Annotated in this window: 10 protein-coding genes and 2 tRNA genes; 5 read left to right on the top strand and 7 right to left on the bottom strand. The window is 50.5% G+C overall.

Going from position 1 to position 12,760, the window contains the following annotated elements; translation table 11 throughout:
- Positions 1-29: 29 nt before the first annotated feature.
- From gyrB to B7989_RS04745, 3 genes are all read left to right on the top strand, one after another.
- Positions 30-1,970 (top strand): DNA topoisomerase (ATP-hydrolyzing) subunit B, encoded by a 1,941-nt coding sequence (gene gyrB, locus B7989_RS04755; protein WP_088627453.1) that lies wholly within the window; start codon positions 30-32, stop codon positions 1,968-1,970.
- 8 nt (positions 1,971-1,978) lie between these two features.
- Entirely contained in the window at positions 1,979-2,983 is a 1,005-nt protein-coding gene (locus B7989_RS04750) for a polyprenyl synthetase family protein (protein WP_088627452.1), read from the top strand.
- 61 nt (positions 2,984-3,044) lie between these two features.
- Positions 3,045-3,117, top strand: a tRNA-Ala gene (locus tag B7989_RS04745).
- A 35-nt stretch (positions 3,118-3,152) separates the two neighbouring features.
- Here B7989_RS04745 and B7989_RS04740 read toward each other — a convergent pair.
- From B7989_RS04740 to B7989_RS04715, 6 genes are all read right to left on the bottom strand, one after another.
- The gene (locus B7989_RS04740; RefSeq protein WP_233144250.1) at positions 3,153-4,436 is read right to left on the bottom strand and encodes a hypothetical protein; all 1,284 of its coding nucleotides are present in this window, start codon (positions 4,434-4,436) and stop codon (positions 3,153-3,155) included.
- 27 nt (positions 4,437-4,463) lie between these two features.
- Positions 4,464-4,943, bottom strand: coding sequence for a hypothetical protein (locus B7989_RS04735; protein WP_088627451.1), 480 nt, complete (start codon positions 4,941-4,943; stop codon positions 4,464-4,466).
- A gap of 59 nt (positions 4,944-5,002) precedes the next feature.
- Positions 5,003-6,457, bottom strand: coding sequence for a sigma-54-dependent Fis family transcriptional regulator (locus tag B7989_RS04730; RefSeq protein ID WP_088627450.1), 1,455 nt, complete (start codon positions 6,455-6,457; stop codon positions 5,003-5,005).
- Positions 6,458-6,476: 19 nt separating this feature from the next.
- Positions 6,477-7,637, bottom strand: a complete 1,161-nt coding sequence (locus B7989_RS04725) for a serine/threonine protein kinase (RefSeq protein ID WP_088627449.1) — start codon at positions 7,635-7,637, stop codon at positions 6,477-6,479.
- Positions 7,634-8,338: a lipopolysaccharide assembly protein LapB gene (locus tag B7989_RS04720; protein WP_088627448.1), complete on the bottom strand. Its 705-nt coding sequence runs from the start codon at positions 8,336-8,338 to the stop codon at positions 7,634-7,636. Before B7989_RS04720 ends, B7989_RS04725 begins: the two co-directional genes overlap by 4 nt.
- Positions 8,339-8,415: 77 nt before the next feature.
- A complete protein-coding gene (locus tag B7989_RS04715) occupies positions 8,416-8,850 on the bottom strand; it encodes a DUF3332 family protein (protein WP_088627447.1) in 435 nt (144 codons plus the stop codon).
- 304 nt (positions 8,851-9,154) lie between these two features.
- Between B7989_RS04715 and B7989_RS04710 the strand changes: the two genes are divergently transcribed.
- Together B7989_RS04710 and B7989_RS04705 are read left to right on the top strand one after the other, a co-directional pair.
- Positions 9,155-10,669 carry an extracellular solute-binding protein gene (locus B7989_RS04710; RefSeq protein WP_088627681.1) on the top strand — a complete coding sequence of 505 codons (1,515 nt, stop codon included), beginning with the start codon at positions 9,155-9,157 and terminating at the stop codon, positions 10,667-10,669.
- A 22-nt stretch (positions 10,670-10,691) separates the two neighbouring features.
- The gene (locus B7989_RS04705; RefSeq protein WP_088627446.1) at positions 10,692-12,578 is read left to right on the top strand and encodes a diguanylate cyclase; all 1,887 of its coding nucleotides are present in this window, start codon (positions 10,692-10,694) and stop codon (positions 12,576-12,578) included.
- A 69-nt stretch (positions 12,579-12,647) separates the two neighbouring features.
- On the opposite strand, the gene B7989_RS04700 is transcribed toward B7989_RS04705, so the two are convergent.
- Positions 12,648-12,721: transfer RNA gene (locus B7989_RS04700), tRNA-Pro, on the bottom strand.
- Positions 12,722-12,760 lie beyond the last annotated feature (39 nt).

Here is a 12,760-nt window from a genome sequence, read left to right as displayed (position 1 = left end):
GATTTTAGAAGAAGAAAACAAGGTAAAAAATGGCAGAAGAATCTGAAGAAATGAAAAAGGCCGAAGAAGATTATAGCGGCTCTAGCATTACCGTTCTCGAAGGCCTCGAAGCCGTGCGCGTTCGCCCGGCTATGTACATCGGCTCGACGGACATCCGTGGTCTCCACCACCTGGTTTGGGAAGTGGTCGACAACTCCGTGGACGAAGCCCTGGCCGGATTCTGCTCTCACATTGAAATTGCCATTTTGCCGGGTAACGGCATCCGCGTAACCGACAACGGCCGCGGCATTCCGACCGACATTCACCCCAAGGAAAAGGTCGGCACCATTCAGGTCGTGATGACTAAGCTCCACGCCGGTGGCAAGTTCAACAATAGCTCTTACAAGGTCTCTGCCGGTTTGCACGGCGTGGGCGTGAGCTGCGTGAACGCCCTTTCCAACAAGCTCGTTGTTACCGTGCGCCGCAACGGCCGCGTGGTTCAGCAGGAATTTTCTAGAGGCGTTCCGTGCGGTCCGCAGGTGGACCTCGGCGAAAGCGACGGTACGACCGGTACTTCCGTTGAATTCTATCCGGACGATACGATTTTCAGCGAAACCGTTTACGTGTATGACACGCTCGCTACACGTTTCCGCGAACTCGCCTTCCTCATGAGCGGTCTTCGCCTGACGCTTACCGACGAACGCGATCCCGAAAATAAGCAGACTGATACGTTCTGCTATCCGGGTGGCGTGTCTGAATTCGTGCGTTACGTGGACGAACACCGCACCAAGTTGTTCCAGGACCCGATTCATCTGGTGCTCCCCGAAGGCCAGTATCCTTTGGAAGTGGCCATGTGGTACAACGACGGCTACCAGGAAAACTTCTTTAGTTTTGTGAACAACGTGAACACCTACGATGGCGGTACGCACGTGACGGGCTTCAAGACCGCCCTCACCCGCGTCATCAGCAAGTTCGCGCAAGAAATGCCCAAGGGCAAGAAAGACATTCAGATTACCGCAGACGACATTCGCGAAGGCTTGACTGCCGTGATCGCCATCAAGGTCTCGCAGCCGCAGTTCGAAGGCCAGACCAAGCGCAAGCTTGGCAACTCCGAAATCGCAGGCTACGTCGCCTCCGCCTTCGGTGCCAAGCTGGAAGAATACTTCCAGGAAAACCCGGCCGCGGTCAAGATTATTTTGGACAAGGTTTACAACGCCGCCGTGGCCCGCGAAGCGGCCCACAAGGCACGCACGCTCGCCCGCCGCAAGAACGTTCTCGAAAGCGGCGGCCTGCCGGGCAAGCTCGCCGACTGCTCCAGCCGCGACCCCAAGGAATGCGAACTGTTCATCGTGGAAGGTGACTCTGCAGGTGGTTCTGCAAAGATGGGCCGTAACCGCGAGTTCCAGGCCATTCTCCCACTCCGTGGTAAGATTTTGAACGTGGAAAAGGCAAGCCTCCACCGCGTGCTCGACACCGAAGAAATCCAGAACCTGGTGAACGCCATCGGTTGCGGTCTCGGTACCGAATGCAAGCTCGAAAAGCTCCGCTACAACAAGATCATCATCATGACCGATGCTGATGTGGACGGTTCTCATATTCAGACTCTGCTACTCACCTTCTTCTTCCGCTACATGCGCCCGCTCATCGACGACGGTCACGTGTTCCTCGCCATGCCGCCTCTGTTCAAGCTCAAGGTCGGCACCAAGGAAACCTACTTGTTTGACGAAAACGACAAGGACGAGGCCATGGCCAAGCTCGAAGACAAGAAGAACGTGACGGTGAGCCGATTCAAAGGTCTTGGCGAAATGTCTCCGGAACAGCTTTCCGAAACGACCATGGATCCGTCCAAGCGTTTCCTCAAGCAGTGCTATGTGGAAGACGCCGTCGCCGCCGACCAGATCTTCAGCATGCTCATGGGCGAAGACGTGGAACCGCGCCGCAAGTTCATTGAATCTAACGCCTACAAGGTCTTGAACGACCTGGATGTTTAAAGGTTCCAATGGCTCCGACTAAGGCAGATTTTCAGACCGTGCTTTCTCAGGCACGCGCACTTGTCCAAGAACAATTGCAACTTACCGAAAAGGTCATTCTCGGCGTCGCCAAGAATGCTCCCGCAGGAATTTGCGAACGACTGGAATCGCTGTTTCTGCGCAAAGGAAAACGCATCCGTTCGACGCTCCTTTGCCTAATTGCGCAAAGCGGTGCACAAAAGCCCGATCCCCTGCGCGTGGCTCACGCTTGCGCAGGCATTGAACTTTTGCACCTTGCAAGCCTCGTGCACGACGACATTATCGACGGCACCGACATTCGTCGCGGACAAAAGACCGCACACCGCGAATGGGGCACGCAAGTGGCCGTGTTGATCGGCGACTACGTTCTTTCGCAGGCCATGCAATGCGTGATTGACGAAGAATCTCACGACATTCCGACCGTCCTTTCCAAAGCTGCAGACAAATTAATCGCCGGTGAAATCCTGGAATTGGACCAGTCCGGAAACATGCGTCTCTCGTTCGAAGAATACGACCGCATCATCGACGGAAAGACAGCCTCCCTGATTGCTGCGGCCGCACGCATCGGAGCAATCCTTGCCGGATTCGACAAAGAAAACACCGACAAGTGCGCCCAAATGGGTAGCCATTTCGGAATTGCATTCCAGATTGTCGACGACCTTTTGGACTACGGTTTTGGCAGCAAGAATCTGGACAAGGCCAAGTTCACCGATTTAGGCAATGGACTGATCACGCTTCCGCTGCTGTACTATTTCGAAAGCTGCAACGCACAGGAACGCTCCGACATGGAATCGCTCATCGCAAAGGCGGACCAGCCCGACATTCCCGAAAAGATCATCGAGAAATTGAACGAAAAGGACGCATTCAAGAAGGCAAAGGCCAACGCCCAAGATCATCTTGAAAAGGCACTTGAAATAGCTCAAGGACTTCCGAACTCGCTTTTCACCGAAGAAATCATCCAGATGTTCTCTTCGATGGACAACCGCGGGAACTAGTCCAATCAAGGCGCATGACTTGCCAATGGTCTCAAAATAAGTTATATTGCGCCTACATCCTGGGGATATAGCTCAGTTGGTAGAGCGACAGGTTCGCAATCTGTAGGTCATGGGTTCGACTCCCACTATCTCCATAAAAAAGCAGGACGTCGTCCTGCTTTTTTCGTTTTTAAATTTCCCACTTGAAACCGACTTTCATTTCAGAAAGAATACTGTTTTCCGGATAGACGCCCTTATAATATCGGGGCAAGCTGTAATGCTTGTAGAATTGTTCAACGCCTAAATAGAGCGTCAATGCATTCGGTTTCCAATAAAGCATGGTTCCCCAGACGCCACTGAATTTACGCATCTTTTCGTAATTGCTATCCGGGCCATCCAAGACAAAACCGTAGAACAGATTGAGCCTCGCCTCGAGCGTTATATTGCGCTTGAACTTATAGGACACCCGTGAACGGAGGGTTGGGCCAAACCATTTGGCAAAATACTTGGGAATCGCTACACTAATGGAAGACGTCGTATCCTTAGACGCATTCTGCTGCGCCCAATACATGGAATCCAGCTTTCCGACATTCCAATTATAGCATTCCGGTCCATAGGTTTCCAGACAAACCTGCATCGGGTTCTGCCAGTTTCCGTACATGGAATAATTTCCCCACTGATTCTCTGTACCCCATTCATCTTCTTGTTCCAACTCTTCAATAGCGTTCTTATACGACTCCATATAGCTCACAAAATCCACCGCGGAATCCGCCTCGAAACGGGCCCCCGCATAAACAGACCAGTTCAAGCCGTAAGGAACCATCCTGTGCCAGGAGCCGTATAATGCAAACGAAAGCGGACCATCGGGATCATAGTACCCCCAGGCCGCCGCACCGACACGCTGCTTTTCAAAGCGGTAGAAATCGCGTTCCACCCACACATAAAAATTGGGAGAAACGTAAGCGCCTTCGACAATCTTGATATCGGCACCCACGTCAAGCATCAGGGATTTACCGACCAAGGAATATTCAAGCCCGACCGAAATATTCCAGTCGTTCGTATCGAGCACGGGCATATCTTCGTTCGCCACAAACCAGTCGCCCGAAAAACCCAGTCCAAAAGAATGAATCCAGTCGCCCGTAGAATAGTCCACAAATGGCGTCAGCGAAAAGAAGATGTCACCGCCGGTTTCGCTGACTTTCTCTACACCGCCATATTCATTATAATGCAAGCCGTAAAAACCGAGATCCCCCAAAAAACGAAGCGACCACGGATTCTTCGTTTCCGTAGTCGCATCAAGGGCCTTATAATATTCGTCAATGATTTCGCGAAGTTCCTCAGTATAGGGACCGGGAATCTGAACCGCTTCTTCGAAGGCTGCAAGGGCGGCCGACACATCACCGGCTTCTTCAGCCTTCATTGCACGGAAGTACACAGATTCTTGCGTCTCGGCATAAAGCAAAGACGAAAACATCAATAGCACTATTACAATGAAACGCATTTAGCGATGGGGATGATCCATCGGCTTCACAGGACCCATGGGGTACATGGGATGCATGGGATTCATGGGATACATGGGAGCCGGCCCCGGACCATGGGGCATTTCTCGCATCGGGTTCATTTGATGAGACCCAGGTTGCTCATAAAAAGGACGACGTTCGCGAGATTGATTTTTCGGGATTTCCCCCTCCAAGCGAGGCTTTTCGTCTCGTTTTTTCGAGACTTCCTGGCGGATATTTTTCTTTTCCGCGGCGGAACTGTTGCGCAAGTCCCTAAGAATTTGCTCTCGGGCAGCACGACGTTCTGCGCGCAATTTCTGCCAATCTGCGCTTTCCTTTGCACCGAGATTGGGCATTTCTCGCGAAATTTCCATATTCTCGGCGGGGGTCGGGACAGAAGACTCCGGACGCGCAGAAGACGGAGCAGCGTAGCTAAGCGCTGCAGCCATCATAATTGTCGTTATGAAAGTAGTCTTTTTCATACTCAATCTCTTGCAAATTCCGTGCCAACCGTCTTTTAGGCTATAATAAATATATAAAACTATTTCTTATAGTCTTCTTTTTTCATTCCCAATCTTTCCATAATTTCGCGCAGAACCTTGCGGTCGATGCCCAAAATCGTCGCTGCGAGCGTCAGATTCGCATTACTGTCGGAAAGCGCCCTGCCAATTACTTCGCGTTCCACGATTTCGCGGGCTTCCTTAAGCGTACGCGGAGACTCCTTGGCCTGCGACTGGACATCGCCCAAGCCCAAATCGGCGGGCTGAACGACCCCATGCACCGCCTGAACCAGGGCCTTCTGGACCTTGTTTTCGAGTTCGCGCACGTTGCCCGGCCAGTGGTAGCTGAGCATCGCCTTTTCGGCGTTACGGCTCAAGTGGAACTTTCCGCGGCCGTATTCCGCCCCATAGCGGGTCAGGAATTCCTCGGCCAAGAGAACAACGTCTTGTCCGCGGTCTCTCAGGGGCGGCATTTCTACCGGCATCACCTGAATACGGAAGTACAAGTCTTCCCTAAAGCGCTTTGCCTTGACTGCTTCTTCCAAGTCTACATGCGTTGCACTAATGATGCGCACGTTCACCGGAATTTCGCGGTTGTCGCCCACGCGGGTAATGTGCTTTTCCTGCAGCACGCGCAAAAGCTTCACCTGCATGTTCATGGGCAGTTCACCGATTTCATCGAGGAAAATCGTTCCGCCATCGGCTTCTTCAAAAAATCCCTTACGGGTTTCAATGGCTCCCGTAAATGAACCCTTGGCATGTCCGAACAAAAGCGATTCCATCAAGTGTTCCGGAATGGCGCCACAGTTGACAGCGATAAAAGGCTTGTCTGCGCGAGGGCTATGCCTGTGAATATAGCGGGCAATGACTTCTTTACCGGTTCCCGTTTCGCCACGGATAATTACCGGCATCGGGAGCCCTGCTAATTTGTCTGCAAGAGCGATCAAGTCGGACATGGCCTTGCTCGAATACACAATGCCGTCTTTGCGGATGACATTGCGCAAGACATTCAAGGATTCCTTGTCGCGCAAACGGTCGAAGGCGGCAAAGGCGAACTTTTCGCACACCATCACGAAGGAATCGAACAGGGCGCTATCGTCTTCGGTAAAAGGTTCTTCGCGGGCTGCGCGTTGCAAGTACAGGTAACCGGCTTCGCTTTCGGGCGTGCGGAACGGCGACACCATGATGCTTGTCAGCTGGTTCTGTACAATAGACTTCGAAAGGTCGGCGGAATCGTCATCGAGCTGGTTCCACACCACGGCCTTCTTTTCGAGCTTGGCCTGCTTTACTGCAGAAATAGAAATCGAAACTTTTTCGGGATTGCTCAAGTGAATCGCATTTTCGCCGCCGGTATCAAGGACCGCGGCATCGGCATGCAATACATCCTTGGCCACTTCGAGAATTTTCACAAAAAGAGATTCCGGCTGGACTTCATCCAGTAAGATTCTTACGACATCGAGCATTCTTTCTGTCGCGAGCATCGATTCTGACTTCATACGAAACCTCTTTCAAAAACTATTCCGATACGGGCGTAGGCAAATCCTTCAGTACCGCAGGCGGAAGCGTATCAGGAGCAGAATTTCCACGACTTTCCAATCCCGATTCAACCGATTCCAGACTTCTGGATTTCTGAAGCAACAAATTTCCTGTTTCGTCGATGTCGGGACTTTTTGTCCCAACCAACACGAAAAACGCCGTTGCAATTAATATAAGTCCTAAAATGGCCAAAACGGCAATTTTTAAGGTATTTTTTTTGTTTTCATTATCGTTTTGGCTGTACGGGAAAGCGCTTTTTTGCTCTGTCGGGAATTTTCGCCCCATTTTTTCGGGAAGGACTTCGCCAGCATATTTTTGCAGAGCCGTTTGGGCGGTTACCTCCCCCACGCCGATCGATTCGAGGGCGATTTCCAGAAGTTCGTCCAACTCGTCAAAATCTTCGGCACGGTTTTCCGGAGATTCCCGCAGCATGGCCTTCCACAAAGGCTCCAGTGCCGAAAGCTCCTGCGGCTTGCAACGGTCCAGGTCATAAAGTCGCGAAGAAATATCCAAGCCTTCGATAGCCAGAGCTTGGGCAGCCAGATTGTTGTAATCGTCCGATTCAAGCAAATCAACGCCGGCAATCCAGCGGAACAAAAGCATTCCCAAACTGTAGAGGTCGCTCTGCGTGCTGGCGGGCTTGCCTTGAAAGCGTTCCGGAGCCGCATAAGCCAAGGCGCCGGGCCCCACAATGCCGCAATCGATCACAAGAGTCTGCAAGCTATTGCCAGACTTGCAAAGCAAGACATTCGAAGGGTTGATATCGCCGTGATGGATATCTTCTTTATTCAAGGCATCAAGTGTCTGCACTACTCCACGCAAGAGTTTCAATGCCACCGCTACCGGCATCGCCGGAACATCAGCCGAACTCACGCCCTCAATAAAATCGTAAACCAAGTATGGCGTATTATCACGAACGCCCGATTCGCGGACTCGGTAAAGCCCAGGAATGTTCAAGTGCTTCAGGCGGTCAACGACGGATTCTTCAAAGCGGCAACCGGAATGGTACCACTTTAAGGCATAAAAGTCTTCGCCACATGCAAGTTCGTAAACATCGGCTTCGCCACCCTGATGCAACAAGGCGCAATCGCAAGCCCTGTCCAAGATGCTTGCCATAGACTTTTCGCTTTTTACGCTCATAGTCTACCCGAAAGCACCATCGACTTCAAAGAATCTTCGGCAACCTGAGTCCAGTAAATCAGGGAGCTGTTCGTGGGCGCCTTCTGCAAGCCCGCAGACCAAGTATCCCAGGCCGATTCCACATCGCCTTCTTCCCAGTAGATATTTCCGAGGTTGATGTACGCCGAAATGAATCCGGGTTCTCGAGTCACGATATGGATGAATATGTTCTTTGCGCTATTCAGATTACCAGGAGCACTGCTCCGGGCAAGAATCAAGCCCTTCAAGTTATAGCTAAAATAGTTCAAACTATCCAGTTGTATAGATTTATCCAATAAGGGCAACACATTTGCAGACGCATCTTGATTCAACGTAGCGCGGGCCAAGTAGAACAAGCAAGTCGAATAATTGGCATTGATGCTTCCGCTACTATCTAGACCGTAAAGAATCTTGAATTCGCGGGCGGCGCGACTCCAACGGACAAACGAGGAATCGTTGAAACGGTCCGCTTGTTCCGCTTCGGCATAGAACGAAAGCGCAAGCCCGTAACGGGCATCGCGGTTGGCCGGTTCAACATCCAAGGCTTTCGAGAAATTCGTAATAGCGCGTTCATAGTCGCCAATACGCAAGGCGTCGTTTCCACGTTTGATGTCGTCATTGACGCAAGACATCAAAGACAAGGTGAACAACAACACCCCTATGTAGCACACACGCCTAAGCATAGCCTAAATATATAATAAAATCAATAAAAAAAGACCTTGGCAAAACCAAGGTCCTTGAAAATCAATCAAGTAAGAAATTACTTGTCGAGTTCACGCTGAGCGACAACGTTACCTTCGGCGTCGATGGCGCGGATAACGTTTTCATCGCGCTGGAGGGTCAGGACGGCCTTTTCGCCAGCAGCGGTGGTGATTTCAGCAGTCATAGAACCGTCAGCGTTCTTGACAGCAGCAATGGTGTTGCCCTGAGCGTCCTTTTCATAGTAGGAGTCGCCAGCAGCGAGCGGGTTGGAGCCAGTCCAGAATTCGACAGTGTTGAGGACGAGGAAGTCCACGAACAGAGCGATACCGTAGACCGGGATCACGTTCATGGCGAAGTGGACGATGGAGTTGAGCCACTTGTTACCAAGGGTGCCGTTCCATGCGAGCAGCTTGTTGAAGCATGCATACTTGCCATAGCAGCCGGAAAGAACGATCATGCCGGCGCAGAGAAGGGTAATGATACCTTTTTTCATTTTATTAACTCCTTAAGGGTTGTTTATCGTTTTCTTACGACGTGGAAAATATAACTAAAAAATGATTCTTTGGTGATATTCCTCTTAAAATTTCTCACTTTTTGATTTTTTATCACATTCACGCCATATTGTTTATTTATTTTTACAATCAACATGGCTATTGGAGTTTTCTATTCCATTTTGGACTATGAATAACCAATCCATTTCAGTGATTTTTGTCACTTTTCTCTTTTTTTTATTATTTTAATGTTCGTATAAACATGACGATGCGATTAAGAAAGGAGAGTTGTTCATGGGTATAAAGATGAATAGAATTATGCATTCAATTCTAGCGATTGCTATAGCCTCGACTGCAGTTATGGCCGCCCCTAAAAAGCAACCGCTCACAGTTTGGATTATGCCCAATGGCGCATCTCCGCAAGAAACCCTCGAAAAACGTCTTGAACTTTACACCCAGAAAACTGGCATTCCGACCAAGGTCGAAGTGCTTGACTGGGGTGAAGCCTGGAACCGCATTACGGCAGCGCTTTCCGGAACTCAGCCGGCCCCCGATGTATTGCAGCTTGGCACTACTTGGATTCCGTACTTTGCATCCCGCAAAGAAATTAAGCCCTTAAACGAAGAACTTTCGGCAATTCAACCGGAACGTTTTGTCCCCGTCAGCTGGAACACGACCCATATCGACGAAGACTCGACAATCTATTCCGTGCCTTGGTTTATCGATATTCGAGCTGTTCTTGCCAACAAGAGAATCCTTGCTGAACACGGCATCACTAAAGATTCCATTAGAACCTACGAAGGATTCAAGAACGCAATTCGCAAAATCAACCAAAAAGACGAAGTTCTTGAAGACGGTGCCCACGTACGCGGTTACGCATTCCCCGGCAGGAGCGACTGGAACCTTCCTCACAACTTTGCTCCCTGGATTTGGAGCAACGGCGGTTCGTTCATCAAGAAAGACGCCGACGGCAAATGGCACGCCAACATCCTTTCTGAAGAAACGCTCCTAGGCATTGCAAGCTACCTCCACTTTATTATGGATACGCTCGTAGCGCCCGAAGCCCTGCAGACCAATACGGCACAGATTGCCCAGCAATTCAACAATGGCGAACTCGCCTTTATCGTGAGCACTTCCGAAATCATCATGCAGACCCGTTTCCACGGAAACATGGGAGGCCTTTCTAACGCCCGAATCGGTTCCGACAGCGTCATGGTGGTTCCCATTCCTAGAGGCAAGGTCGGAAGCGTCAGCTTTATCGGCGGTTCAAACCTCGCCATTCCGGCAAACAACAAACGCAAAGAAGCTCTTGACCTTTTGCTCTTCTTGACCGACGATGAAAACCTGGACGCTTACACCAAGCAGATTGGCCTGTTGCCGCCCTCTAGAAAGGTTTTGCAGACTTGGGCCGAAGACGAAGAATACCGAGTGTTGGTCCGCGCACTAGAAACCGGTCGCGCCTACGTGGCCATTCCGGAATGGGGCGAACTGGAACAGCAACTCAACACACTATTCAGCGCCATTTGGGAACAGATGGAAATCCCGTCGCTCTATTCCGAAGACAAGCTGTACGAGATATTCAAGGACCTCACGGTCGAAATCGACAAAAAGTTGAACTACCCGACAACCAATATTATGACGGCAGCCGAATTCAAGGCAGCCTGGAACAAGATTAACGAAGAGCAAACGCCTGTGGTTGAAGTCGCCAAGGATTCCACGAACGGAGTCGTCGACGACAACATGAAGACAGCCCCCTTCGTATTCGCCGTCATGCTTATCCTCGGGTTCCTGTTTGCCTTCCTCCGCAAGCGCAAGAGATAACAAGTTTTTAAAGTAACCGCCTATGTCGACCACTACCATATCAGGTTTTTCACGAAGCATCGTCTTCAAGGTGCTTATCGTTTTGATTTTCTCCATGACCCTCGTGGTCACGGGGAGTATCTTTATTTTCACGTCAAAACAGACAAACCTGATGTTGGAATGGAGTTTCAACAACAACGAGTCGACTCTCTCGCAGATTGGCTACATGGCATCTAGCGAAATGAAGCAGTTCGGCGACCGCCTGACACTTCTTTCCAAGACATCCGAAATTCAAAGTCTCGATCCGAATACGGCTGCCAGCTACCTTAAGAGCTACAGCATTTCGACATTGTTCATTTCGGGTGAAACCGTTACTTTATACGACAGAGACAACTCGTTCATCTGCGACAACTCCATGGTCGGCATTCCAACAGAAAGCCCCTACCCCATTGATTTTTCGCGCATTACTCCGCACCGCCCTTACTTGACGCCCTGGTTTAGGGAAACAAAGGATGCACCCCCAAAGCGTCTGTTCGGCATTAGCATTACAAACAAGTCTAGTTCCAGCGGATACCTGCTTGCAGAATTCTCACTCCGCAGACTCTGGACCAACTTTCCGAACTATAAAGTCGGCAAAAACGGATTCCTGGTCGCCATCAATGGTCAGGGTGAAATCCTTTACCACCCCGATTTGAAACGCTGGCTGACCGATTCCCACAAGATTTCGGAACTGGGACTGAAAGATATCGACCCCCGCAACTACGATGTCAAGAAGGCCCAATTCCAGAAGCTGTCCGACAACGAAAAATACCTTGTCAACTACTACTTTGATTCCAACACGGACTTCGGTCTTTTCGCCTTCCAGCCGCAGAGAGAAATCGATGAACTTATTTCCTCGGCAACGCAGGCAAGCATCGCCATTCTCGTGATTTCAATTCTGATAATCTTCCTTGTCGCAGCATGGATGTTCTACATGCTGGGCGTTCCGCTGAACCGCATTACCAAGCACATCCGTAGAATCACTGACGGAGACCTTGATATCGAAAACATTGACGTGGGTAGCCGTAAAGACGAACTGGGCCAGTTGGGCAACGCTTTCAACTCGATGCACGATACCATTAAACGTCAGATTAAGGAACTGAACGCCCATAGAGAAATCTTGGAACAGGAAGTCAAGGAACGAACCAAGGATTTGGAACTGGCCAACAAGAAGCTGGAACTGATTTCGAAGACCGACGAACTGACGGGACTTCCGAACCGCCGCGAAATGAACGAAACCATCGCAAACGAAATGGGTCGTTCTGCACGTACGCACAAACCCTTCTGTTTCATCTTTATCGACATCGACCACTTCAAGAATATCAACGATACCTACGGTCACGCCTGTGGCGATATCATCCTGAAGTCGGTGGCCCAGACCATTCGCGGTCTGTTGCGCAAGTACGATGTCTTTGCCCGCTACGGTGGCGAAGAATTCTTGACGCTGTTGCCCGAAACGGACCTCGAAGGTGCAAGAGTGGTCGCCGAACGCTTCCGCAGGCAGATTGAAAAGATGACCGTTCGCTATGCGGACTTCACCATCAAGATTACCATTACGCTCGGTGTCGCCAAGTTCGACGACCGTCTGGGTGCAGACCGAAGCATTCAAATGGCCGACAAGGCACTTTACCAGGGTAAAGAAGGCGGTCGAAACCGCGTCATCGTGTGGAAGCCCGAATGGGTGACCGAGACCGACTACGAGGCCGCTGCTATCGAACTTGCCACATTGAAAAAGAATGCCGACAAGCCCAAGGGCGAAAATTTCCAGGTGAGCCTCGACTATATCGAAGACCATCCGCTCAAAATGGCCGCAGAATCTGCGGAACAAGAAAAGGGCGAAGATGAACGCAATGACGAAAATTCGCCTGAAGAGGAAGAAAAGCAGAGTTAAAACGCTCCGGCATAAAACCGATACAAGCTTCTAAAACAAAAACACCGCTTTTAAAAGCGGTGTTTTTTATCGGGATGACTGAATTCGAATCAGCGACCTCTTGAACCCCATTCAAGCGCTCTACCAGGCTGAGCTACATCCCGTTGGTTCATTGGTGGGTCAAAATTAGATAAAAGTGGGCT

It is taken from the genome of Fibrobacter sp. UWB5, from assembly GCF_002210295.1.
Lineage (GTDB): Bacteria > Fibrobacterota > Fibrobacteria > Fibrobacterales > Fibrobacteraceae > Fibrobacter.
Note: the sequence above shows the minus strand (reverse complement) of the source record. Positions and strands in the feature narration are given on the sequence as shown.

Coding starts and splice junctions, on each gene's coding strand:
- B7989_RS04710 (WP_088627681.1), top strand. CDS start 9,155: ATGAATAGAATTATGCATTCAATTCTAGCGATTGCTATAGCCTCGACT.
- B7989_RS04730 (WP_088627450.1), bottom strand. CDS start 6,457: ATGAAGTCAGAATCGATGCTCGCGACAGAAAGAATGCTCGATGTCGTA.
- gyrB (WP_088627453.1), top strand. CDS start 30: ATGGCAGAAGAATCTGAAGAAATGAAAAAGGCCGAAGAAGATTATAGC.
- B7989_RS04740 (WP_233144250.1), bottom strand. CDS start 4,436: ATGTTTTCGTCTTTGCTTTATGCCGAGACGCAAGAATCTGTGTACTTC.
- B7989_RS04715 (WP_088627447.1), bottom strand. CDS start 8,850: ATGAAAAAAGGTATCATTACCCTTCTCTGCGCCGGCATGATCGTTCTT.
- B7989_RS04720 (WP_088627448.1), bottom strand. CDS start 8,338: ATGCTTAGGCGTGTGTGCTACATAGGGGTGTTGTTGTTCACCTTGTCT.
- B7989_RS04750 (WP_088627452.1), top strand. CDS start 1,979: ATGGCTCCGACTAAGGCAGATTTTCAGACCGTGCTTTCTCAGGCACGC.
- B7989_RS04705 (WP_088627446.1), top strand. CDS start 10,692: ATGTCGACCACTACCATATCAGGTTTTTCACGAAGCATCGTCTTCAAG.
- B7989_RS04735 (WP_088627451.1), bottom strand. CDS start 4,943: ATGAAAAAGACTACTTTCATAACGACAATTATGATGGCTGCAGCGCTT.
- B7989_RS04725 (WP_088627449.1), bottom strand. CDS start 7,637: ATGAGCGTAAAAAGCGAAAAGTCTATGGCAAGCATCTTGGACAGGGCT.